General features: G+C 64.2%; 24 protein-coding genes. 6 read left to right on the forward strand and 18 right to left on the reverse strand.

Annotated elements, in window-relative coordinates; genetic code table 11:
• Window positions 1–97: 97 nt before the first annotated feature.
• The gene (locus LE416_RS01860; protein WP_225046797.1) at window positions 98–574 is read left to right on the forward strand and encodes an S-ribosylhomocysteine lyase; all 477 of its coding nucleotides are present in this window, start codon (window positions 98–100) and stop codon (window positions 572–574) included.
• Between the two features lie 129 nt (window positions 575–703).
• Here LE416_RS01860 and LE416_RS01865 read toward each other — a convergent pair whose 3' ends face one another.
• Together LE416_RS01865 and LE416_RS01870 are read right to left on the reverse strand one after the other, a co-directional pair.
• On the reverse strand, window positions 704–1,081 hold the full coding sequence (locus LE416_RS01865; RefSeq protein WP_225046798.1) for a hypothetical protein: 378 nt from the start codon (window positions 1,079–1,081) through the stop codon (window positions 704–706).
• Window positions 1,082–1,129: 48 nt separating this feature from the next.
• Window positions 1,130–1,825, reverse strand: a complete 696-nt coding sequence (locus LE416_RS01870) for a Tim44 domain-containing protein (protein ID WP_225046799.1) — start codon at window positions 1,823–1,825, stop codon at window positions 1,130–1,132.
• Between the two features lie 56 nt (window positions 1,826–1,881).
• Here LE416_RS01870 and LE416_RS01875 point away from each other — a divergent pair, with 56 nt between their 5' ends.
• Window positions 1,882–2,055, forward strand: a complete 174-nt coding sequence (locus LE416_RS01875; protein ID WP_225046800.1) for a hypothetical protein — start codon at window positions 1,882–1,884, stop codon at window positions 2,053–2,055.
• A gap of 52 nt (window positions 2,056–2,107) precedes the next feature.
• Here LE416_RS01875 and LE416_RS01880 read toward each other — a convergent pair whose 3' ends face one another.
• From LE416_RS01880 to LE416_RS01900, 5 genes are all read right to left on the reverse strand, one after another.
• Window positions 2,108–3,229 carry a hypothetical protein gene (locus LE416_RS01880; protein ID WP_225046801.1) on the reverse strand — a complete coding sequence of 374 codons (1,122 nt, stop codon included), beginning with the start codon at window positions 3,227–3,229 and terminating at the stop codon, window positions 2,108–2,110.
• Between the two features lie 85 nt (window positions 3,230–3,314).
• Complete coding sequence (locus LE416_RS01885) at window positions 3,315–3,860, reverse strand: flavin reductase family protein (RefSeq protein WP_225046802.1); 546 nt, start codon at window positions 3,858–3,860, stop codon at window positions 3,315–3,317.
• Between the two features lie 137 nt (window positions 3,861–3,997).
• Window positions 3,998–4,582 carry a hypothetical protein gene (locus LE416_RS01890; RefSeq protein WP_225046803.1) on the reverse strand — a complete coding sequence of 195 codons (585 nt, stop codon included), beginning with the start codon at window positions 4,580–4,582 and terminating at the stop codon, window positions 3,998–4,000.
• A gap of 68 nt (window positions 4,583–4,650) precedes the next feature.
• Complete coding sequence (locus LE416_RS01895) at window positions 4,651–5,457, reverse strand: Cof-type HAD-IIB family hydrolase (protein WP_225046804.1); 807 nt, start codon at window positions 5,455–5,457, stop codon at window positions 4,651–4,653.
• 296 nt (window positions 5,458–5,753) lie between these two features.
• Window positions 5,754–6,095, reverse strand: a complete 342-nt coding sequence (locus LE416_RS01900; RefSeq protein WP_225046805.1) for a nucleotide pyrophosphohydrolase — start codon at window positions 6,093–6,095, stop codon at window positions 5,754–5,756.
• Between the two features lie 223 nt (window positions 6,096–6,318).
• On the opposite strand from LE416_RS01900, the gene LE416_RS01905 reads away from it, so the two are divergent.
• Window positions 6,319–7,338 (forward strand): aldose epimerase family protein, encoded by a 1,020-nt coding sequence (locus LE416_RS01905; RefSeq protein ID WP_225046806.1) that lies wholly within the window; start codon window positions 6,319–6,321, stop codon window positions 7,336–7,338.
• An 81-nt stretch (window positions 7,339–7,419) separates the two neighbouring features.
• Window positions 7,420–8,763, forward strand: a complete 1,344-nt coding sequence (locus LE416_RS01910) for a hypothetical protein (RefSeq protein WP_225046807.1) — start codon at window positions 7,420–7,422, stop codon at window positions 8,761–8,763.
• Between the two features lie 109 nt (window positions 8,764–8,872).
• Here the strand turns inward: LE416_RS01910 and LE416_RS01915 are convergent, their stop codons facing one another.
• From LE416_RS01915 to LE416_RS01930, 5 genes are all read right to left on the reverse strand, one after another.
• Window positions 8,873–10,705, reverse strand: a complete 1,833-nt coding sequence (locus LE416_RS01915) for an oleate hydratase (protein ID WP_257793745.1) — start codon at window positions 10,703–10,705, stop codon at window positions 8,873–8,875.
• Window positions 10,706–11,169: 464 nt separating this feature from the next.
• A complete protein-coding gene (locus LE416_RS13115) occupies window positions 11,170–11,295 on the reverse strand; it encodes a hypothetical protein (protein WP_257793746.1) in 126 nt (41 codons plus the stop codon).
• 151 nt (window positions 11,296–11,446) lie between these two features.
• The gene (locus LE416_RS01920) at window positions 11,447–12,004 is read right to left on the reverse strand and encodes a TetR/AcrR family transcriptional regulator (protein ID WP_225046808.1); all 558 of its coding nucleotides are present in this window, start codon (window positions 12,002–12,004) and stop codon (window positions 11,447–11,449) included.
• Entirely contained in the window at window positions 12,005–12,667 is a 663-nt protein-coding gene (locus tag LE416_RS01925; protein WP_225046809.1) for a histidine phosphatase family protein, read from the reverse strand.
• A gap of 59 nt (window positions 12,668–12,726) precedes the next feature.
• Window positions 12,727–13,563 carry an aminoglycoside 6-adenylyltransferase gene (locus LE416_RS01930; RefSeq protein ID WP_225046810.1) on the reverse strand — a complete coding sequence of 279 codons (837 nt, stop codon included), beginning with the start codon at window positions 13,561–13,563 and terminating at the stop codon, window positions 12,727–12,729.
• 138 nt (window positions 13,564–13,701) lie between these two features.
• Here LE416_RS01930 and LE416_RS01935 point away from each other — a divergent pair, with 138 nt between their 5' ends.
• Complete coding sequence (locus LE416_RS01935) at window positions 13,702–14,853, forward strand: hypothetical protein (protein WP_225046811.1); 1,152 nt, start codon at window positions 13,702–13,704, stop codon at window positions 14,851–14,853.
• Between the two features lie 49 nt (window positions 14,854–14,902).
• Here the strand turns inward: LE416_RS01935 and LE416_RS01940 are convergent, their stop codons facing one another.
• The 5 genes from LE416_RS01940 to LE416_RS01960 form a co-directional block, all read right to left on the reverse strand.
• Window positions 14,903–15,808 (reverse strand): proline-specific peptidase family protein, encoded by a 906-nt coding sequence (locus LE416_RS01940; RefSeq protein ID WP_225046812.1) that lies wholly within the window; start codon window positions 15,806–15,808, stop codon window positions 14,903–14,905.
• Between the two features lie 171 nt (window positions 15,809–15,979).
• Entirely contained in the window at window positions 15,980–16,696 is a 717-nt protein-coding gene (locus LE416_RS01945) for a class I SAM-dependent methyltransferase (protein ID WP_225046813.1), read from the reverse strand.
• 32 nt (window positions 16,697–16,728) lie between these two features.
• Entirely contained in the window at window positions 16,729–17,595 is an 867-nt protein-coding gene (locus LE416_RS01950; RefSeq protein WP_225046814.1) for an AAA family ATPase, read from the reverse strand.
• 1,286 nt (window positions 17,596–18,881) lie between these two features.
• On the reverse strand, window positions 18,882–19,784 hold the full coding sequence (locus LE416_RS01955; protein WP_225046815.1) for a sigma factor regulator N-terminal domain-containing protein: 903 nt from the start codon (window positions 19,782–19,784) through the stop codon (window positions 18,882–18,884).
• Entirely contained in the window at window positions 19,774–20,238 is a 465-nt protein-coding gene (locus LE416_RS01960) for an RNA polymerase sigma factor (protein WP_225046816.1), read from the reverse strand. Before LE416_RS01960 ends, LE416_RS01955 begins: the two co-directional genes overlap by 11 nt.
• 237 nt (window positions 20,239–20,475) lie before the next feature.
• Between LE416_RS01960 and LE416_RS01965 the strand changes: the two genes are divergently transcribed.
• The gene (locus LE416_RS01965) at window positions 20,476–21,033 is read left to right on the forward strand and encodes a nucleoside/nucleotide kinase family protein (RefSeq protein ID WP_225046817.1); all 558 of its coding nucleotides are present in this window, start codon (window positions 20,476–20,478) and stop codon (window positions 21,031–21,033) included.
• 324 nt (window positions 21,034–21,357) lie between these two features.
• On the opposite strand, the gene LE416_RS01970 is transcribed toward LE416_RS01965, so the two are convergent.
• The gene (locus LE416_RS01970; RefSeq protein ID WP_225046818.1) at window positions 21,358–23,178 is read right to left on the reverse strand and encodes a monovalent cation:proton antiporter family protein; all 1,821 of its coding nucleotides are present in this window, start codon (window positions 23,176–23,178) and stop codon (window positions 21,358–21,360) included.
• Window positions 23,179–23,200 lie beyond the last annotated feature (22 nt).

Consider the following 23,200-nt stretch of genomic DNA (forward strand, 5'->3'; position numbering starts at 1 on the left):
GCCCTTGCGAGACACCGCCCGAACGCGGTAGCATAATCACGTATGGCTGTGGGCCGCGCCGGCCCACCGCCACCATCATTCATAGGAGGAATTCATCATGGCAAAAGTCGAAAGTTTTGAACTGGATCACACCAAGGTGCTGGCACCCTACGTGCGGCTGATCACGGTTGAGGAGGGGCCGCACGGCGACAAGATCTCGAACTTCGACCTGCGGCTGGTGCAGCCCAACCAGGACGCGATCCCGACCGGCGGCCTGCACACCATTGAGCACCTGCTGGCCAGCCTCCTGCGCGACCGCATGGACGGCGTGATCGACTGCTCGCCGTTCGGCTGCCGCACCGGCTTCCACCTGATCACCTGGGGCGAGCACAGCACCACCGAGGTCGCCAAGGCCTTGAAGGGCAGCCTCGAGGCGATCGCCAACGACATCACCTGGGCCGACGTGCCGGGCACGACCATCGAGTCCTGCGGCAACTACAAGGACCACAGCCTGTTTTCCGCCAAGGAGTGGAGCAAGCTGATTCTGAGCCAGGGCATCTCCGTCGATCCGTTCGACCGCAGCGTGCTGGCGTAGGTCAGCGGCATCGACGGTCGCGGCACCGGCCGCGCGTTGTCCGCTCCGGCAAATCAAAAAGCACCGCGGTCTCGGCCGCGCGCACCATCAACTTGACGGTGCACGCGCTGAGACTGCGGTGCTTTTTGGTTACCAGCGGTTCTGCTCGCGCTTGACCAGCTGGGCGTCCAGGCGGTGGGTCATCGCGTCGACGATTGCGGGCGCCGGCAGGAACTGCAGGTAGTCCGGGGCCGACATCGCCCACTGGGTCGCGTCGTACTGCGGCGCCAGGCCGGCCAAAGCGTCGGCGGCAAAGCCGAGCTCGCCGGCCTTTTGCCACATCACGGCCAGGGCGCGCTTGCGGCGACGCAGGTACCAGTTGAAGGCCTGCTGGCAGCCCAGAAGCCAGACAACCAGCGCCACCCAGGCAACGACGTGGAAGCCCGGCACGTAGATCAGCAGGTAGCCGAGCAGCACGCCGATGACCTCGACGGCCAGGAGGATGGAGTTAAGGGAACTGATTTTCATGTCACGCACCTCTTCATTGAGTGTACCCGTTTCGCCTCGTCGCCGCCACTACTGGCGGATGCGGGCGACGCGCCAGACGTTGTCGATTGCGGTGAGCTCCCAGACCTCGGTGAAGCGGGCAATCATCGCGTCGTCGTACTGCTCGCGGTTGAACGCCGCGCTTTGGGCCGGGTACTCGAACCAGTCGCGCCCCTGCGCCGTGACCACCACGTGCAGGCCGCGGCGGCTGGGCTCCTGCGCAAGTTCGATGATGGTCATGCCCTCGAGCCGGTTGACGCGGCCCTGGCGCGCCCAGCGGTTCAGCAGGCGCTTTTGCTTGCGAAAGTAGCCGGGCGTCATCAGCGTCGCCAGCATGGCCTGGTCGTTTCGCGACCACGCGTCCTCCATCGCGTCAAAAAGGGCGGGGAAGGTGCGGGCGACGTCCGGATCGAGGTCGACCGTGTCGGTGAGGGCCGCATTGCGGCCGGCACTCGGGTGGTTGCGCTTGAAGGTGATGATGCCAAGCCCGCCGGTGAGCACGATGAAGGAGGCGAACACGGTGATTGGGCTGGTGTTGTTGTCGTTGTCGTAGCGGCGCGTGGTGGTGTCGCCGGTGCCGCCGGTCGTGCCACCGCCGGTTGTCCCGCCACCGCCGCCGGTGCCGCCGCCTCCGGTCGCCCCGCCGGCGCGGGCCGGGGTCGGCGTCAGCGGCAGCGCAAGCGCCAGGCTGGCAAGCAGCATCATGATCATCAGAATTTTGCGCATCGGCAGGTCCTTTCGGGGTATACTGGCGGCGAGACAGTCGGGAGGGAGGAATCGGAATGGATGACCGGCATCAGTGCCCGTGGTGCGGCGCAAGCGACTTCGTTGAGGCCAAGCACATGCCGTACCAGAACGTGGCGGCCAAAAACGCGGTGATCGGCATTACCGGCCGCGCCAACCTTGTGCTACACCGTCTGCCGCAACTGCGGCACCGTGGTCCGCACGTACGTTGACGACCTTGACAAGGTGCGCCGCTGGCGGTAGCCCAGGACCGCCCGCGCGGCGTCACTCGTGGTCGCGCAGCGTGGCCACGCCGCCGGCCACCGCGGCAAAGCGGTACGTGCTCAGCTCGCGCTGGTAGTAGTTGGACAGGCGTGCGGGGTCGTTGAACACGATCTCGTATTGATGGGATGCAATCGGCGACACCGCAAGCGCCGACTGCACCCCTTTTTGCTTGTCGCAGGCGGTGAACACGGCGCGGGTCTCGGCGGGCACCGCGGATGCCTTGCCCGCCTGCTTGTGGTAGGTGGTGACGCCGTCTTGGGAGAGCTTGACCATGTCGGTGGCCGTCAAAAACAGGTAGATGGCGGTGCCGTCCGACGCGGCGCGGGTCGTCGCCTTGGGCATGCCGTAGCTCTGCACCGCGGCCAGGCTCGCAAACGTGGCGAACGTCGTGGTGTAGGTCGCCTTGGCGCTTTGGGCGCGCAGGTCCTGCACTTTGAAGCGCTCGACGCTGGTGTAGGTGCCGGTGACCTGGGTGTGGTAGAGCCAGTCGCCCGCGGCGTCGAGGCTGCCGGAGCCGTCCGTGGCGGTCCAGCGGCCGCTCAGCTGGGTGTCGGCGAGGTGCTTGGCCGGCACCTTGAGCTCGCCCTTGACGTAGCGGTTGACCACCGGCAGGCCCTTTTGAATCGAGTAGGCCAGAGTCAGTATGTACAGGCTGTCGCCGTGCGCGATGTAGGCCGCGCCCTGAAAGGCCGTGGCGCCCTTGAACTGGTAGATGGTCAGCTGGCCGTAGTCGGTCAGCCTGAACTTGGCCTTGGCCCCGGCCAGCGCGCGGTTCAGCTGGGCCAGGGTGGCGAGCTTGGGCTTGGCGCCGTCCGAACTGGGGGTCGCCGCAATCAGCTTCTTGGCCGCGGCCAGGCCGATCTTGGTGTAGCCGCCGGTCAGCTGGCCCTTGGCCGTCGTCAGCACAGGCGGGTTGCCGGTGACGGCGTCAGTCTTGAGGTTGGTCAGCCTGCCGCCGGACAGGTCTGCGCTGGTGTAGGCGGTGGCGACCCACAGCGTCTCTTTGGCGGCCAGCGCCTGGCGCGAAGCGCGGCGCAGCGCGGCGGCGTCCGGTTTCTTGCTGCAGCCAATCAGCGCCACGGCGAGCAGTGCGACGGCGGCAATGCGAAGGTATTTGATCATGGCGTCCTCCCGAGTCGTAATGGCCCCATTGTCGCACAGCCGCGGCCCGGCGCGGCACCGCGCAAGTTTTTCTTAACCAAACCGCTCAGTCGCGCAGGTAGGTGCCAAGCTTCACGCTGTCGGGACCGAGCGTCCGGTAGACGCGCTGGCGGTCGTCGCCGGCAAACAGCGGCGGGTCGATGGCCAGCGGGTCGAGCTTGCCGGTCGGCAGAAGCGTCGAGCGGTCGACCAGGCGCTGGTCGATCGTCGCGGTGAAGTTGGCGACGCCGTGGCTTTCGCGGCAGTCGTCGATGGTCAGCTTCAAGACGGCGAAGGCGCGGGTCAGCACCGGCAGCCCGTCGTCCAGCTGGTAGGGCAGGCGCGAATCCGGCAGCTTGGCTTCGGCGTGCAGGAAGCCGGCGCGCTCGATGCCCGGCAGGTCCGCGGCGGTCAGGAAGTTGATGGTGCAGCGGCGCGTGCGCTTGAGCTGGGCGGCGGCGTTGGTCGCAGCGCTGATGCCGAACGCGAACAGGTCGCCCAGGCTGTAGCTGGAGCTTGCGGTGGTGACGTTGACGCCGAACTGCTCGTCCTCGTAGCCGATCACGAAGATGGGGTAGGCGAAGTAGAGCTTGCTGGTGGTGTAGTCAATCATGGTTAGCCTTCTTTCTCGGTTGTCTCCAGCATACGCCACCGCGGCGCGCCGGCAAAGCCCCAATCGGGCCGGGTGGGTTTGGCCGTGTTGCCTCGACAATCAAAAAGACGCCGGTTTTCGGCGTCTTGGGTGGTTGCTTATTCGTAGCTGACCTTGTGCTGGGTGATGCTCCAGGTCTGCTTGTTGGTGGCGGTCACGCCCACGGCCTCGACGTCGGTCTTGATCTCGGCCGGCGTCAGGTCGAAGCGCGGGAAGCTTGGAATGTCATTGTAGGTCATGCCGGTCCAGCCGGACTTCTCCTTGTCCAGCTTGGTGCCGGTGCTGTCCTTGGTCGCGTAGACCTCGCCGTAGCGCACCGCCTTGCCGGTCTGGTCGTTGGTGATCTCGAGGTAGGCGACCAGGCGCTTCTTTTCGCCCTTGCTGGCCTTGCCCTCGGTCACCTTTGGCTCGGGCTTTTCACCCGGGGCGAGGCTTGAGCTTTCGGCGTCCGCTGCGGCGTTGCTGGTCGCGGCCTTGTCCGCCGCCTTGCTGTTGGCCTTTTCGCTTTCAGACGTGCTCGACTGGTCCTCAGTCTTCTGGTCGGCGGCCGCGCTTGACTTGCTGTCGGCCTTTTGGCTGGTGGCGCTGTCGGCCGCGCCCGCGGCGTTGGTGGTCTGCACGGCGGCCGCGCCCAGCAGCAGCACGAAGGCGGCGACGGCGACCACATTCTTGGTGAGTTTCATAGGGATGCTCCTTTGTCAGGATTTGATACCAGTGTACCCTGTCGGCCGGTGAAACGCAAAACTGGCGGCTACTTGAAGAAGTCGTGCAGGTAGTGGGCGACGCCATCGTGGTCGAGGTCCAGCGTGTGGTAGTGGGTCGCGGCCATCACCTCGGCGTTGGCGTTGCCCATCGCGACGCCGTACTGCACGGTCGTCAGCATCTGCAGGTCGTTGCTGCCGTCGCCGAACGCCATCGTGCGGCGCAGCGGAATCTCCAGTTGCGCGCAGACCTGGCGGATCGCGCTGGCCTTGTTGACGCCGTGCTTGGTGATCTCGATGTTGTCGACGTTCGACGAGCTGAGGTCAAGCTCGGTGTAGGCGGACAGCGCCTGGCGGGTGCGGGCTAGCACGGCCGGATCCGGGTGGAAAATGATGCCGTTGGTGATCTCCGGCGCGTGGGCGCAAAGCTCCTCAACCGAGTGCATCGTCATGTTGCGGCTCGGGTCCTCGCCGGCCATGCGGTGGGAGGCGTCGCGGCTGACGGCGATCGGCGTGTCCTCAAGCGAGATCACGCCGGTTTCGGTGAACAGCGTCGCGCGCGCCCCGAACTGCTTGGCGACGCGGTAGATGCCGGCCAGCGCGTGCGGGCTCAGGCGGATGCCGGCGACCTCACCGGCGATTTCGGTGACGGAGCCGTTGGCGCAGATGACGTTGAGGCCGGGCGCGATGCGGTCGGCCATGGCGCGGGCGGAGAACAGCGCCCGGCCGGTGGCGATGAAGAACTGGTGGCCGGCGGTGCGGTACTTGGCGATGGCGGCCTTGGTCGCCGGCGACGGCACCTGGCTGCGGCCAACCAGCGTGCCGTCGATATCCATGAAGATAGCGTATGGTGACATATTGACATCCTTCTATAAATATTTGCTTCACCAGCCAGTCTAAGCGTTTCCAGAGGCGGCGGCAAGTCTTTCCGGCCAAGCGGCAAAAAGGGACCGCGGGGGCGGTCCCTGTGACACACGTTACGCAGCGGCCCGGTCCTTGCCGCGGCCGCCAAGCGACGCGGCAAAGGCGACAACCGCCCACGCCAGCACGAAGGCGACCCCGGCGCGGCGCCGGCGGTGTGACCGGCCAGCCCCGGCCGGCTGCGCGTCCCTGCGGCGGCCAAAGTCAACCGCCGCACCGCCTGTGGGGGCTGCTACCACGCGCGGTGGTCGTTGACCGCGTTTTTGGCGGCGACCAGCTTCAGCGGATCGAGGTTGAAGCGGTCGCAGAGGTAGAAGGTGTAGGTCAAAACGTCCGCCAGCTCCTCGGCGAGGTGTGGTTCCTCGCTCTCGGGCAGGGACTCGGCCCACTGGAAGCACTGCAGCACCTCGCTGGCCTCGATGCTCAGCGACTTGGCGAGGTTCACCGGGGACTGGGATGCGTCCCAGCCGCGGGCGTTGCGAAAAGCGACAATCTGATTGACCAAGTCGCGGTAGGCGGGCGCGGTTGCGTCGTCGACGGCAACTTGGGTTGGATCCAATGGGTGAACGGTCATGGGTGAACCTCCTGGGTGTGGTGTGGGGAATGGCACCAGTGTACGCCTGTGCGGTGGCGGCCACAAGCCGCAATCGCGGCGCGGGCGCCGTCACTGAGCCGACGCCGAGGGATGCGGCCGCCGGCGTTGACCGTGATCAAGGCACCCGACGCCGCATTTTGGGTTGACCTCCCGGCGCCTTGCGGTATCCTTGAGGTGAGAACGCTTACCAAGGAGGACAATCATGGAACGAATCACCGTCGAACAATACGCGCAGCTGGCCGAGCACGACCTGTGCGAGATCACGCTGACCAACCGCAACGGCGTGGTGGTGAAGCTGCTCAACTACGGGGCGACGCTGGAGCGGGTGCTGCTGCCCACGACAGACGGCGGCACGCACGACGCCATCATGCACCTGAACACCGCGGCGGACTACTCGAAGGACCGCAACTTCCTGGGCGGCACAGTCGGCCGCGTGATCGGCCGGATGCGCCACGGCCGCTGGCAGGAGGGGGAAAACGTCCACGAATTCGTCCTCAACGACGGGCCGAACCACGCGCACGGCGGCCCCAACGGTTACGACACGCGCGTGTTCGACTACCGGCTGCACCAGACCGACACGGCGGCGACGGTGGCCTTTGCCCTGTTCGACGCCGCCGGCACGACCGGCTACCCGGGCAACGTGCGACTGGTTGCGACCTACACGCTGGACGACGCCGACCGGCTGACCTATCACCTGCACGCGGTGACCGACGCGCCGACGCCGTTCAACCCGGCCAACCACGTCTACTTCAACTTCGGCGATGGCACGGTGGAGGACCACGTGCTGCGCATCAGCGCTACAAGCTTCTTGCCGCTTGACGCCGAGAGCATTCCGACTTTGGGGCAGCGCGCCGTCGCCGGCACCGCCTTTGACCTGCGCGAGGGCCGGCGACTCGGCGACGTCCTGACCAGCGGCGACCCGCAGATCGAAGCGCAAAACGGGCTGAACCATCCGTTTTTGCTGGACGGCGCGCCTGTGGCGGCGACGCTGAGCCTGCCGGGCACCAATCGCTCGGTCACCCTGCGCACGACGCAGCCGGCGGTGGTGGTGTACACCGCCAACCACTTCGACCATACCGGCGTGGCGGCCAACCTCGGCCGCTACTCGGGCGTCGCGCTCGAGGCGCAGTTCCCGCCGACCGCGGACCCGACGCTCAACGCGATTGTGCTGACGCCGGGCGAGCCGTTCGAGGCCGAGACCAGCTGGACCTTCGGCTACTAGCTCTCAACCCAGTTTGTGAAAAACGGTGCGGCGACGCACCGTTTTTTGTATACTAATCTTATTACTTTTCACATGGAGGCAATGATGAAGAAGATGTGGGGTTGGGTGCTGGCACTGGTGGCGCTGGTGTTGGTGGTTGCAGGGGGCCTTTGGTTCTACCAGCGGCACCAGCAAAAGGCGCAGGCGGCGGCCGAGGCGCAGACGTTCAAGCGCGTGGCGACGCGGCAGCAGGCGGCGCACGCCCGGGTGGAAAAAGTCTGGGTCGGCGGCGAGCAGAACTTCGTCAAGGCCGGCAGTGGGGCCACGCTGGACGCCGCCGCGCAGGACGCCAAGGATTTTGAACGCCAGGTCAAGCCGTACAAGCGCAGCACCGCGCGCTACCGCCGCTTCGCCGCGGCGCAAAAGACACTGACCACGGAGATTGACACCGCCAAGGCGACGCTTGCCGCCACCACCGCGGTCAACAAGCTGTTCGCCAAGAAGGTGATCACGGGCGATCGGGTCGACACGGCCCAGCTGGTGCGCGAGGAGACGACCGAAGCCAAGCTGAAGGCGGTGACGCCGACGGCCGCGGCCGGCAGCGCCGCCATCCAGACGGCGGTCGCGGACCTGACCGAGGTCGGGGAGGCCCAGATCAAGGAGCGCGCAACGCTCGCCGCGGCGGCCAAGCGGGTGGCCGACGGCGCCGCCGTGCGCAAGGGCGCCAAGGAGGCCGACCTCAAGGCCTTCAACAAGGTGGTCGCCGGCCTGCGCTTCAAGGGGCTGGCCGCGCAGTACGCGGCGCTGCAAAAGGCGGTCAACACCAAGCTGGCCAGCCTGCACACCATCAAGACCATCTCGCTGGACGAGCTGCGTCGCCGCATCCTGGTCGTCGCCCTGGGCGGCGACGCGCTGCCGACGGCCAAGGGCGGCCGGCTGGGCTTCCTCGACGACTCGATGGACGGGTACGGCTTCAGCGGCAACACGTACAAGACCACGATGAACACGCTGACCTTCGGCGGGTCGTTCGGGCCGATGCCCAAGCAGCTTTTGGACGTCACGGTGGAAATCAACGGCGACTACCGCCTGAGCTCGGGTACCAGCAACGCCATCAGCGGTAACCTGTTCAAGGACGTGACCTCCGCTCAGGTCGCCGAAATCTTCGGTGACCCCAGCAAGGTGGTGGGGCCCAAGGACGTGACGCCTGATGACTTGGCGCGCATGTACCAAGAGGCGTACCCGGACTACGACGCGGAACAGACCGACTACGACCGCCCGCTGTCATCCGAGTATGTCGGTGCGTCGCTTATGGGCTCTGGCACCCAGTACTATGTCCGTTACAACAAGGCCGACGCCTACATTGAGGTCATGAACCTGACCGGGATGAACGACGAAGGGGGCTGGCTCTACGACGGCACGTTGACCCGGGCCTTGTGGGAGAAGTAAGGCTGACCAAGCCCTGACTGACCTATCTTCGGACGCCGACGGATTGACGATCAAAAAGGCCGCCACACTTCATTCGGGTGAAGTGTGGCGGCCTTTTTGTGCTGTAAAATTATTCGAACATCTTCTTGGTGGCCCGCAGCAGCGTCGGCAGGTCCTTGTCGTACCGCGGCGTCTGGACCAGGCGGCTCATCGGGATGCCAGCAAAGTGGTACGCGGCGATCTCGCCCGAGCGCACGGCGCTTTGCTCCGTGAAGACCATCTGGAACGGCTGCTCGACGAACTCGCCGGTGAAGGCCAGGTTGGTCGAGTGGGCCGGGATCACCTCAGGCCGGTCAGTCTTGGCGCGGTTGTTGAACAGCGCCGAGGCGTACGGCATGTAGCACGGGATGCAGTTGATGACCGAGTCCATGATGGCCGCGGTGTGCTCGCGGATGTTGATCGGGCCCGGGTCGACCATGCTGAGCTGGCCGAGCAGCTCTTGCAGCATCTCCTTGCCGGTCATCTCGATGTACGGCTTGTTGACGAACTCGCCGGTGCGGCGTGGGTACAGGAAGTAGCCCCAGATGACCGCCTCGTTCGGCTTTTGCGTCGTGAAGTGCGGCTGGTGGTGCACCACGATCGACATGTTGACGTCGGGCTTGCCGAGGTCGGTGATCGGCGCCGTTGAGAGAAAACTGTTCAGCGCGTTGCCCGGCACCTGGGTGGTGATCCGGGTGATCTCGTTGAGCAGCACGTGGTCCTTGGTGGTCAGCGTGAAGCTGACCCACTCGGACGCGGCGCGGTCGGCGAAGAACTTGTCCGGGTTGCCCAGGTTGTAGAAGCGGGCCGCGGCCTTTTTCCACAGGGCGGCGGACAGGCCGTATTCCATGTTCTCCGGCGCCGGCGTGTTGTAGTCGCCCAGCGTCGCGGAGTCGGTGATGCTGCCGTTGGTGAAAATAACGGCCGTGTCGCCGTCGACGTCCAGGTGCTCGGTTTCACCCGTGTGCGCGTCCTGAATTTCCAGGCCGGTGACGGTGATCTCGTCTTGCATCGTGCTGTCGGCAAAGGTCCAGTCGGTGACGATTTTACCCAGCTCGAAGTGCACGCCCTGGGCCTTCAGGTAGTTGATCAAAGGCAGCATGATGGACTCGAACTGGTTGTAGCGCGTGCGGTTGACGCCGACCAGGTGCTCGATCTGCGTGAACTCGTACAGCATCATGTGCATGTAGCGGCGCAGCTCCTGCGCGGAACTCTGGGTGCGGAAGGCGAAGGTGGTCTCCCACATGTACCAGAAGTTGGTGGTGAACATGTGCGGGTCGTCCTTGAAGTAGTCGGCAATCGACACGTTGTCGAGCTGCTCCTCGTCCTTGTCCGGCATCATCACCAGCTTGGTCAAAAGGGCGCGGTCCAGGTTGTTCAGCCCGAGCTTGCCGGCCTGCAGAATGCCGTCGCCGCGGCGCATCAGCCGGGCCTTGTCGAAGGTGCGGTGCTTGGCGTCGAAGTCGCGGGTGTCCTCGGCCGCCGTCATCCCGGGCTCGGTCGCGGACTCGACGCGCGACAGCACGTCCATCAGGTCGACGTAGGTGCGGTAGTTCAGCATCCGCCCGCCGCGGGCGATGTAGCCGGTGCTGTTTTCCAGCGGGTGTTCCGCGTTCCAGTAGTCGGCCGCCTGCTCGGAGGCGGCGCTGCCGTCGTTAGAGCCGTGGTCGTCGATGCCGTACATGGTGATGGCGTTGCCGTTCCAGTGGCCTTCCTGGATCAGGTAGACGGCACTGGCCATGTTGGCCAGCCCGGCCCCGATCATGATCGCTTTGTGTTTGATCATAGTATTCCTCCTAATCTCTGTGACGAATTCGGGTGTCTGTCTTTGCCCGGGCTCCGGCGCGGATGGACCGCTGCCTGCGGCTACGGTCCGGGGCGGCGGAGCGCGTGGGGCTCTCTTGAGCCCAAAGTGCGGTCTCAAGACCCGCCCTTGCAGTAAGTCGGCACAATTCGCCGACCGCGCGGTGAGGGCGCGGCTGCAATTTCACGCTGGCTCGCCCCGGCCCTCCGCCTCCGGCCGCGGTCCGTCCGCGCCTCCGCCCTACATAGTGGCCAAGCGGTTATCGGGCCCGGAGTTCTATGGAATGCGTGAGTCATTGACCGTTCCGTAGAAGTATGGGAAATCCGCTGAGTGTGCTCGGGTTCACGCTCGACTAAACGCGTTCTCCCGAGCAACGCGGGAGCGGCTAGCTACGCACTAGCGTTGAGGCCAAGCCCGCCTCAACGCCAGCGCTGGGCTACCCGTCCCGCTAAGTACGCTCGGGTTCACGCTCTAAACGCGTTCACCGCCGCAACGCGGGTGCGATCAGCTAGGCAAGACACTCGGGGCAAGGGGCGCCCCAAGCGCCTCGCCTACGCTGCTCGACCCGTTAAGTGCGCGTCGGTTCACGCTCTGTTCGATTCGAACTTCGCGTAGTCCTTGGCGTCGTCGTGGAACCAGTCCATCTTGTACAGTGTGAAGGCAGTGGCGGCTGCGAGGCCGACTGCGGTCAGTAGAAGCGCTTTTTTCATTACCTTTCACCTCACTTTTGATTACGCTTTCAGTATAGGCCGGTGAATTCGCGCGGTTCAATGGACAAGCACTGGGGTTTGTCCAATCGAATTGGCCTAGACGCAAAAAAGCCGGGCGGCAAACGCCGCTCGGCAGGGGTTCAACAATCGGTTAGTACATTCGGTGCGAGTTCTTCACGGCCAGCGCCAGGGCGCCGGTCATCATGACCTCCGCGCGCTTGACCATCGCGTCCTTGTCCTCGAGCAGGCCGCGCATCAGCCACTGAATGACCTGCGCGACCAGGGCGAGGCCGTAGAAGTTGCAGATGTCGTCTTGCAGGTGGCGCGGCAGGTCGGGGTCGACGCCGGCGACCACGCCGCGCACGAACTGCTCGGCGACGGTGGCGAGCAGCTGCTCCAGCAGGTCGCGGCCGACGGAGTTGAAGCTGGCGAGGCAAAAGGCGCGGTTGTCCTCGATGTAGGAGAGCAGCATCCGGTACGCGGTGGTCCACTCGGTGATCTGCGCGTACTTTTCCATCTGGGTGATGATCTCCTGTTGGTAGACCCACGCCAGCAGGGAGTAGATGTCCTCGAAGTGGTAGTAAAACGTGTTGCGGGTGACGCCGGCCTTGGCGGTCAGGGCGTTGATCGTGATGTGATCGAGCGCGGTGGTCGCCATCATCTCGCGCAGCGTGGCAGCCAGCAGCTGCTTGGTATCGGGCCGGGCCATCTACATCACCGCCAACTCGTTGTAGCTGAGCACCTTGACGCCCTCATCGGTCAGCGCAATCTTGGAGATCGAGCCGTTGCGCGGACTGTCGGTGACCACGAAGCCGTCATCCTTGCCGAACTTGTCAATGATGCTGCGGATGGTGGTGCCGTGGGTGACCAAGAGCACGTTGTCGCCGTTTTGGTTCTCGTCGCGCAGCATCTTGAAGCCCTTTTGCAGGCGGGTCCAGTAGGTCAGGGCGTCCTCGGCGTCGTGGAAGGGGTCGGCCTCGTGCATGAAGTCCTTGGTCGCGTCGACGCCGAACTTTTCGATCAGCTCCTTGAAGGTGCGCGCCCCGTGCGGCGCCCCGACGGCGTACCAGGCCTTGGCGGAGTCTTCGCCCTCGTAGTAGCCGTAGAACTGCTCGCGAAACAGCGGCGTGGCGGTCAGGACGACGTGCGAGTTGAAGTTGTTGGCCAAAACGAGTTTGGCGGTGTTGTTGGCCCGCATGGTGTCGCTGGAGTAGGCGTGGGTGAAGGTGATGTGCTTCAGGGCCTCGCCCGCCCGGCGCCCATCGGCGAGGCCGGACTCGGTCAAAGGCGAGTCGGACCAACCCTGCATCTTGTTGAACTTGTTGAACCAGGTCTGGCCGTGGCGGACCAGGTAGACGGTGACTGTTTTCATGACGACCTCCAATGAATGGTTTGGGTCTATTTTACCACAGGCGTTGCCACGTGGCTTGGCTAGGCCAGGGCGGCCAGCCACTGGTCGAACTGCGCTTTGGCGGAGTCCAGGTAGGGCATCGGCGCAAGCCCGGTCAGCTGCTGAACCTGGGCGTACACCGCGGAAAAAAGCGTGAGCGCGGCCTGGATGCTTGCGGCGATGGCGCCCAGGTCGCCCTGTTGGTAGGTGGCGGCCAGCGCGGTGCGCTCCGCCTCCGTCAGGCGGTCCCAGGTGTACTTGCCGCACACCCCGGCGTCGAAGCGGCCGTGGTCCTTGGCGGTTTCGCGATAGGCCAGCATGTCGATCAGCATCGGGCGCGCATTGCGGTTGAACATCTCGTTGGCGTACATCAGGTTCCCACGCGCCACGCCCTTGACGACGTTGCCCAGGCACCAGTAGAACTCGTTGGCGCAGGCGTTGAGCGCCACCTGGTCGGGCACTGCGACCCAGTGGCTGGACGCGTCGGTGCTAGCCTTTTGCAGGCGGCCGGCTTCGCGCTTCCAGACCAGGGCGTTCAGCTTGTCGTCGGCCAGGTACACCGCGATGTCTTCGGCCGGCGCGATTTTCAGGTCGACGCGGCGCGCGCCCGAGTAGCGCGTCAGGTAGGTGTCCCAGATGTGGCTGGCGGCCCCGAACAGCGCCTCGTTGGCCAGGTGTTGCACCAGCGTGGGCTCGCCGAGTTGGTGGATCCACCAGTTGCCGTCGGCCTGGGCCGGATCGGTGACGAAAATCGACACGTCCAGGTCGACCCACGGATCGGCGTGGAAGTCGGGGTTGTTGCTTGAGCCCTCCGTGCCGATGGCGACGACGTTGGCGTCGGCTTCGGCCAGTGCGATGATGCGGTCAAGATCTGTCATGATTGCCTCCTGTTGTCCTGTTTATCTAATAAGATGGACCCCGAGCCGGCGATTGTAAACCCCGTTTCGCCGCGGTACACTGGAACCTACGCGGCCGCTGCGACGGCCGCCGATTATCGGCAACAACGGAGGAGACCAATGCATTTTCGACACATCGCGCAGGGGCTGGCGCTTGCCGCCGCCCTGGTGGGGCTTGCGGCCTGCAGCACCCAGCCGACCAAGACCACGTTCGTTGAGCCCAAGGACCCGTCGTACGTCGACTTGAGCCAGCGCGCGCGCAAGGGCATGCCGAGCACGCCGCCGACCGCCGCGAAGGTCAAGCGGACCCTTGAGGCGTATTACGACGAGCACATGGCGCCCAAGGGCAAGACCCACGACGCGGCCAAGATTCAGGCGGCGTTTTTGAAGCACCAGAAGGGCGCCAACGCCTGGTACTGGACCGCCGTGCTGGGCGACCACCTGATGACGACGCCCGACATGTTCAAGGCCGACCGCGCCGACATCACGCGCGAGTTTCGGATGGTCACAAGCGGCAGCGGCATGAGCGGGCTGCAAAGCGAGGCGCCGGTTGCCGGGTCGCTCGCCGGCACCAAGGATTACAACGGCCGCGGGCCCGACAACCCAAGCGCCGGCAGCTACGGCATCAAGGACCCGCAGAAGTACTTCGCGCTGGTGCCGGACGACCAGCAGTATTACCAGGCGACGCAGGGGGTGAAGTTCGGGCACCCGATGCTGATTCCGGTGTCGTCCAAGGGCAAGGGGTACTTCATCGTCTACGTCTTCGTTTTCCCGCAAAAGGACACGAGCTGGCAGAAGCTGGCCCACCTGAACCTGGACATCGAGTTCGGGAGCAGGAAGGCCGAGGACTACACGGCCCACAGCCGGGTGGACCCGAAGACCTTCCCGGTGGCGTTCAAGGGCGCGGACGCGCAGCTGGGCAACTTCAACAACAACGTGAACGTCCCGGCCTTTGAACACGAGCAGGCGGTCGTCGGCCAGGCCCTGGGGCTGACCAAGAAGCAGCTGGCGAACCCGAAGACCCTGACCTCGCTGCCACTGCTGCAAAACGGCATCATGGTGTACACCAAGGTGATTCCGTCGATGAACACCGCGGAGTACGCGATGGAGCAGTCCTGGCAGCTCAGCGTCGACGGCCACAAGTTCCGGGTGTTCCACAACCAGTACACCACCGAGCAGGCCAACGGCCAAAGCGACGACCAGGCCGATTCCAACCTGCCCGGCGACGGCACCTACTTCATCCACGCCGCGCAGTGGCCGGATGGGGTGTGACCCTGAATAGAAACGAAAAAGTCAGCCGCTGCGGCTGACTTTTTGAGTGCTAATCGTTGAAGGTGCCGTTTTCGACATCGGAGATGAACTGCTTGAGGTGTGCAAAGTACACCGGTGCGTTGTCGATCATGTGGTGGTGGCCGCCGTCGGGGGTGGTGACCAGACGCGCGTGCGGAATGTCTTCGGCCATGCGCTGGGCGGAGCGGACCGGCATGGTCTCGTGCTCGCCGAAGGTCAAAAGAGTCGGCACCGTGATGTTGTGGATCTGGTCGCGGATGTCCCAGTCCTTCAGCTTGCCGGTGACCACGAACTCGTTGTCGCCCTGGAAGGCGTTGTAGACGGCCGTGCCGGTGGTGTCGATCAGGTGGGAGATGGCAGGCGGCTGCTTGCGGTCCACGTAGCCCTTGTTCAGGATGTCGACGTACTTCTGGTACTGCGCGTCCTTCCAGTTGCCCTCGGCCTCGATCTTTTGCATGTACTTGACGGCGGAAGGCGGCAGAGCCTCCTCGCGCACGCGGTTGATGTTGACCACGTACTCGTCGATGTTGTCGATCATGCTGGAGATGATGGCGCCCTTGAGGTGCTCACCGTACTTCAGCGCGTACAGCTGGGTCAAGGCACCGCCCCAGCTCTGGCCGATCAGGTAGAAGTGGTCGAGCCCGAGCTTTTGGCGGACCTCCTCGACCTCGCCGAGGAAGTAGTCGGTGGTCAGGTACTTGGCCGCAATCTCCGGGTCGGAGTAGTCCGGCTGGTCGGAGTAAAATGAGCCGAGCTGGTCGTACATGTGAACCTGAACGCCGAGGTCGGCGAGCTCCTCGCCGAAGTTTTCCCAGTATTCATGGTTGCCGCCGGGGCCACCGTGCAGACAAAGCAGGTGGATGTCGCCCTGTCCTTGCGTGTTGGTCCACAGGTGGTAGCCGTTATCAAGCGTCAAGATGGTGGTTCCTTGCTTCATTACAGTCACCGCTTTTCTAAGAGATACCTCATATTCTAGCACTAATTAATCGAAATGCTAGAAGCCGCGTCGTGACGGGTGATACAATGGCACCTGATCAGGAATAGGCATATTGCCGCGAAAAAAGCGCAGTCCGCAAGCTGCGCTTTTTTGTCGGCTGTGTGAGGTCGGTTACGCCTGCGCACTCGTCACCACGTGCTGGAAGAACGCGGTTTCGCGCGCAATCGGATCCACCGCGAGCTTCCGCTCCAGCGCCGCCATCTGCGCTTGCCAGGCCGCGGTGGCCTTGACGCCGCTGTTGGCGGACAGGCCGAACACCGTGCGCAACCCCCAGACCGTCGTGATGCGCTGAGTCGGTGCCAGCCAGGCGTTGAGCTGGTCGTTGTCGTACAGGTTCATGTCGCCGAAGGACTGCGAGGCCAGGGGCGCCTGCTCGTAGGTCGCAAGCGCCTGGGCGGGATCGTCGCTCAGCACCGCGGCGGCGTAGACGTGCCCCAGTCGGTTGTGCCGCACGATGGAAAAGTGGCCGCCGGGTGCGAGGTGGGCGCCGAGCGCGCCGACCAGCGCGGTCGGGTCGGGCACGTACTCCAGGACGTTGTGAAGCAGAATCCAGTCGAAGCGCGGGTCGCCAAGCGCGGCTTGCCAGTCGCCTGACGCTTGGGTGAAGCCGCCTTCCGCCAGCGCCAGCATCCGCGCATCCGGCTCGTACGCAGTGACCTGCGCCCGGGCCGCGAGGTGCTTGGCGGTGTGGCCGAAGCCGCTGCCGAAGTCCAGCACGCGCGCGCCGTCGGGTACCTGAGAATCCAGCTGTTCCCACAAAAGGCGGTAGAACATCGCGCCCCACGGGGTGTCGTACACGTACTGATGGTACTGCTCAATGTTGGACATGGTAGACCTCCTAGTCGTGCCGTGACCGGTGCTCAATCGTCCTCAAACTCCCGCGCGTGGTCCCGGAAGAACTCGGCGAACACGCGCACCTCCGGTAACGCCTGCCACGGTCGCACCGCCACCGGCGTGTGGTCGAGGTCGTAGACGCGCGCGCCCGGCAGCGCGAGGACGAACGGCGAATGGGTGGCGATGATGAACTGGCAGCCGAAAAACCGCGCGCTTTCGCCGATCATGCGCACGAGTTCCTGCTGGTGGGACGGCGACAGCGAATTTTCCGGCTCGTCCAGCAGGTAGAGGTGGTTGTCCTGAAGCTTCTGGTCAAAATACGCGAGCGCCGACTCGCCGTTGGAGCGCTCGGTGACATTTCGGTGCAGGTGCTCGCGAACGTAGCGCGACTGCGTTTTGCGCCGCGTCTCCAGCGTCTTTTTCAGCTCGTCGTAGTCGCTCAGGTCGTGGTACTCGAAGGTGCCGAACTTGTGGTTCAGGTAATCTTCGAACATCTCGTCGCGCTTGGCATCGATGCCCTGGTTCAGCGCGCGGGTGTCCAGCATGTAGTTGAAGATCTCGTCGCTCGAGATGATCGCCGACCCCTTGGGCACGGGACTGGCCAGCTGGTAGTCGCAGCGCGCGAGGTACGACTCGAAAAAGGCCGAGCGGTTGTACAGCGCGTTGCGGGCCAGCCCGAGCTTTTCGGCGATCACGTTGAGCAGCGTGGACTTGCCGGCGCCGTTGTTGCCGTACAGAATCGTGATGTCGGCGAAGCGCAGCGGCGGCACTTCTTTATTAGGGAACAGTTGGAAGGGGTAGTAGTCCGTGTAGGCGCGGCTTTTGGCCTCCTTGACGAAAAATTCCCATTCCTGGTCCTCGCTGGCGAGGGTGAAGCTTTCTAGGTACTGCATGGCGACCTCCGCTGGTTGATGCCTTCATTCTACGCAATTTCTCACGTGGCGTCGAGGTGGCGAGGAAGGGCGGTGGCGGGCTAGGTCGCCTTGCTTCGCCCTGGATCGTCGGGCTACGCAAGGCAACGGCCACTCGCCCAGCTAAGGCGGGCACTCGAGGCAAAGTGCGCCTCAAGCACCAGCCTTACGCTGGGCGGTGGCCTAAGTGCGCCTTGCTTCACCCTGGGTCGTCGGGCTACGCCGCGCAACGCGGGAACGCCCAGCTAGGGCAAGCACTCGAAGCAAAGTGCGCTTCAAGTGCTTGCCCTATGCTAGGCGTCCCGCTAAGTGCGCGCGGCTTCGCCCTGAATCGTCGGGCTACGCGCGGCAACGCGGATGCGACCAGCTAGGACTAGCCCTCGAGCCAAAGTGCGGCTCAAGGGCCAGCCCTACGCTGCTCGATCCGCTAAGTGCGCCTTGCTTCGCCCTGGACACAAAAAAAGTCGCCCGCGGGCGACTTTTTCGGTGCAGTCAGTCAGACTAGTGTTGTGGCTGAAGGCTGTCAGGGGTTTGAACATCATCAATCCTCTGGTCACTAGCAACGACAACCAATCCTAAAACAATAACACCGAACGCAGCCAAAATCATGATTCGTTTTCCTCCTACTTGTGAGATGTCTTGCGACTTCCTTGTTTACAAGTCTATCTTAACCAGTGGGGGGATCTGCAGCAAGAAGAGCGCGGTAAGCATTAGCTAAGAAATTGAGCAGCGTTGGGCCTCTTATTTGCTGAAAATTTCGGCGAGTCTAAGCGTTCGATGGGCAGACTTTCGCAATCCGGTCACCCGGCTTTAATATAACAAAACATGGGCAATTGGATCGGCTTCTCATTATTTGGCCATTATGAGAGTTCCCACCCGGTCACCACAAAGTGCGGAGATCGCGGGGCTGTAAGGGCCAATCGCCCGCCGTCTCGCCGGCCCACGCCGGATTGCGGCCGCGGTGTTCAAGAATCGAAAACACGAGTCCAAGACAGACAAGCAATGGCGGCGGTTTCTTAATGAGACCGCCGCCATCAATTGCGCCAACAAAATCGGCAGGTTGACCCGCCTTTTTTAATGTTTGTCACAGAATACGGAATGAAAATAATTCGCAAAAGTTTGTGAATCTGCGTAACAACAGGGATAACCGCCCGAATTTTTGTGAAAACGCGCAACTTTCTTAAATGAGAGGGAAATGACATCTGCGGCGCGCACGCCATGCGGATTGCCAGATTACCCCCGCACTCGGCTGTCCGCGGAGGCTGAACTCACCCGACGTTCTGGTAGGGCGCGGGCTGCACGCTGACGCCGACGCTGGTGCCGGCGACTCCCGACAGCTTGGCCACCGCGGCCAGCGCCTTGGCGCTGCCGGTGACGGTCACGCCCCTGAAACGGACCGTCTGGTTGGTCGCCTTCATCGCCGTGAGGTAGGGCTTGGTGTTGGCGTAGCGGGGGTCGAGGCCTTGCCAGTACTGGCGCAGGTAGCCGCGCCAATCCTTGTAGTCGAGCGGCACGGTGAGGTCGACGCCCAGGGGATCGGCGATGTTGTCCAGCCCGTTGCCGTCCGTGCTAGGATCGTCCAGGATGTAGCCCCAGCGCAGTTGAACGTTCTTGGGCAGCCAGCGCTTGACGGCCGCCAGCGTCTTGGCCGAGGTGAAGGTCACCGCAAGTTCCGCGTAGGTGTCGGTCATGCCGGCCAGCTTCAGTCCCTCGTTGGCGGTCACGCCCGTGGGCTTGCTGTAAAAATTGGCCACCTTCTGCATCGTGCCGGTGGTGTAAGACTGCGCCGGCTGCTTGTTGTTGGCGCTGAAGTTCAGCGCGTGGCGCTCGCGAAGCGTGTCGTCGAGCTGGTACGATTGAGGAGAGAAGTGGCTGGTCAAGGTCCGCCACGGGACGGGGATGCCGGCGATTTCCTTGTACTCGACGGTCACCACGTTGCCGGAGGCCAGGCCGCCGTTTTGCAGCATCTCGGAGCCGACCGTGACGTTGGGCTCTGCAACCTGGTGGTAGACCTGCAGCTGATCGAAGGTGCGCTGCATCTGCCAGGCCGCCAGCCGGTTGACGGTCAGGCCTGCCAGGCCGCCGATAACGATGACGGCAATCAGGGCCGCGCCCCAGCTCTTGCCGAATTGGCGCCGCTTGGCCCGGCGCAGGGCTTGCTCAAGATCCATGGTTATCCTCCTCCAAGGTTGTGCGCAGGCGCGAACGCGCGCGCTGCAGACGCTTTTTCACCGTTTCCGGCGGCAGGTTCAGGGCGGCGGCAATCTCGACTGCCGAGAAGCCGTAGTAGTACTTGAGGGCCAAAAGCTCGCGGTCTGCGGGAGGGGCAGCGGCCACCAGCGCGCTGAAGCGCTCGGGTGCAGCCGCGGGCGCTTCCGGCGCGGTGTCGCGCAGCTCCTCGCGGCGGCGGTGGCGCAGGCCGTCGAGGTAGGCGTTCAGCGCGACGCGGTAGAACCAGCCGTCCAGGTTCTGGACGTCAAGCGTCGGCAGCAGCAAGTAGATGCGCTCGAACGCCGCGCCGACCGCGTCCTCGGCGTCGGCCTGCGGCACCCCGCGCGCGACCAGCAGCCCGATAACGCGCTTGCCCAGCGCGAGCAGGTGGTCGTCGAACCCGGATTGCACCATCCCCATCCCTCCTTTCCTTGCCCTCACCCATAAGACGCGCAGCCCCGGCCAAAGGGGACAGGCGCGCGCAAAAATTTTGACTGCGGTGTGTTGCAAGATTCCGGCTTTGTTGAATTGCCTTCAGCATGACACGTCCGGCCGCGCTTGGCAATCGGTTGGGCAGGTCTGTGCGTTGTCAAGTCGCGGGCGCAATGCCATAATGCATGGGGCCGCGACTGCGCGGCCCAGGAGGTGCGTATGAGTCGACCTATCAGTGATCATGATGTCGCCGCTTCAAGCAGTGGTGCGCCGAGCGCCCGCGCCACTGTGCTTGCCGCCCTGGCGCAGCAGCTGATTGCCCGCCAGGCGCAGGCGGGGATGCGCAGGCCGCTAGTGGTCGGCATCAGCGGCGCCTACACCTCGGGCAAGACCCGCCTGGCCGACGACCTGGCCGCGGCGCTGCAGGCGGCGGGGCAGCCGGTGTGCGTGCTGAACTACGATGATTTTCACCGGCCGCTGGCCAGCCTGACGTGGGACGAGGCGGTGGCTGGCGCGGAGGTCGAGACCTTCTACGCGCGGGCCTTTGATGCCAAGCGGCTGTGCGCGCTGGTGCTGGCGCCGCTTGCCGCAACCGGCGCGCTTCACGCCGACCTGCACGTGCTGGATTGGGCGCAGGGCCAAAACGTGCGGCCGCTCCCGCGACGTGCCGCTGTACGGGGCGGACATCATGACCCTGTACGAAAGGCGCTACCTGCCGGTGTACCGCCGCTACCTGGCAGTGGACCGGCCGCTGGACGGCGCCATCGTGATTGCTAATGACGACCCCGAAGCGCCGGTGGTGCGGGCCGGGTGGTGAGGCAGCGGTGCCACCGACCGAATCGGCAACAGACGCAGCAATTGGCCACGCAAAGAAGGCGCGCCCTCTCGATGATGAGAGGGCGCGCCTTCTTTGGTGCAGTGGGCAGGTCGGTTACTTTTGCTCGACTGCTTCGTTCATTGCCTTCATGATGGACGGGTTCTTGGAGTGGCAGTCCTTGATCATGTTCAGGTCTTCTTCGCTCAGTTCAACGGTGTATTTAGCCATGGTATCCCTCTTTTCTATACGTCACATGATAGCATGCTCAGCGGATTGCACAAGACTCAGTTCGCCAGTTCCAGCTGCCGGCGGATGTCGGCAATCGCCGCCTTGTCGCCGGAGAAAATGATGTGGTCGCCGAGGTGGATCTGGGTGTCGCCGTGCGGGGCGATGAAGGCGTGGTCGCGGTAGATCTGCGAGATGGTGATCGCGTCGATGAACGGCAGGTTCTTGACCTCCAGGCCGGTGAAGCGGCGGTTGCGCACGGTGATCTCGAAGATGCCGGCGGTGGTGTCCTCGAGCATCTTCAGCGTGGATGGGGTCTCGATCAGGCTGCGCAGCATCGAGATGTTGGCCTCGAAGGTGTTGTAGACCTCGACGCCCGCCGCGGCGAGCTCGTCGTACTGGGCGTTTTCGACGTTTTTGGCCTCGAAGCGCGCGATGATGCGCGGCACCTTGGCGGCGATGGCGGTGCGGGCCAGCTGGTAGTTCTTGTCGTGGTCGAAGTAGGCGAGCATCAGGATGTCGCAGTCGAACGCCTGCGCCGCCTCCAGGTCGGCCCGGTCAAGGCCGGCGAGCTTGACGACATTGGCCTCGGAGTTGTAGGTCGCGAACTTCTCCGGGTCGTCAGTGTACAGGGTGATGTCGTACAGCCCGCGCGACAGCTGCTGGGCGATCGGCACCGTCAGCAGGTTGGTGCCGATGAAGTGCACGCGGGTCTTCTTGAAGTCCTCTTTTTCCGCGCGGTAGAAGCGGTTGAACAGGATCGGGCAGGTGATGCAGGTGATGATCGCCGCCAAGGTGAAGGCGCCGCTTTGCTGCGTGGAGACGATGCCCAGGCTGCGGCCGACGGTCAGGGTGGGGATGACCAGCGTGATGGTGGTGGAAATCAAGAACGTGCCGGCAATCGCGTTGGTCTGGCGGAAGCGCAGGCGCAGCAGCGGCCACAGCAGCAGCTTGGCAGCCAGGAAGCCAACCAGCAGCACCGGAATCAGCGCCAGGCTCTGCGGGTCCTTCAACAGCGCCTTGAGGTCGATGTTGGCCCCGGTCATGATGAAGAAGATCGGGATGAAGAAGCCGTAGCCCAAGGAGGTTAGCTTGTCTTGCGTCTCCTCGCGCGGCCGCAGCAGCTTCATCACCATACCGGCGAGAAAGGCCCCGAGGATGTTCTCGGCGCCGACGCTTTCGGCGATCGTGACCAGCGTGATGATCAGGAAGAACGCGAGGCGGATGTCCAGCTGCGTCGTGCTCTTGTCGATCTTGGCGAAGAACTGGTACGGCCGCCGGAACCGCAGCAAGAGCACGATGGCGGCCAGAAAAATCACCAGCAGCCACCACACCGAGCGCGTGGCCGAGCCGTTCAGACTGGCGTAGACGGTCAGCGCGATCAGCGGCACCACCTCGCCCAGCGCCGCCAGCAACAGCATCGTCTGGCCGAACGGCTTGCTCAACAGTTCCTTTTCCTTCAGCGCGGCGATCACGACGCCCAGCGCGACGGTCGAGAAGATGATGGTGGCAAAGCCGATGTGGGTGTACAGCCCGAGCGTCGCCAGCAGCCAGGCGAAGGCGGCGCTGGCCGCCAGCACCGCCGCGTAACCCAGCATCGCCAGCTTGGCCGGGCCGATGTGGCCGTCGCGCTTGGCCGGCTTGAACAGCGAGAAGTCGATCTCCATGCCGGAGAGGAAGATCAGGACAATCACGCCGAGCTGGCGCAGCTGCGTCAGCGTGGTGGTCGGCGTCACCCAGCCCAGCAGGCTTTGGCCCAGCACGATGCCGACGACAATCTCGGCCACCGCGGTCGGGGTGCTGGTGATGCGCAGCTTGGCCATCGCCAGCGGAATGACCAGCGCGGCGAACAGGACGATCTCAAGCGAAAAGCTTTCCATAACAGGTCTCATCTCCGGTATA

This window comes from Lacticaseibacillus kribbianus (assembly GCF_020180945.1).
Lineage (GTDB): Bacteria > Bacillota > Bacilli > Lactobacillales > Lactobacillaceae > Lacticaseibacillus > Lacticaseibacillus kribbianus.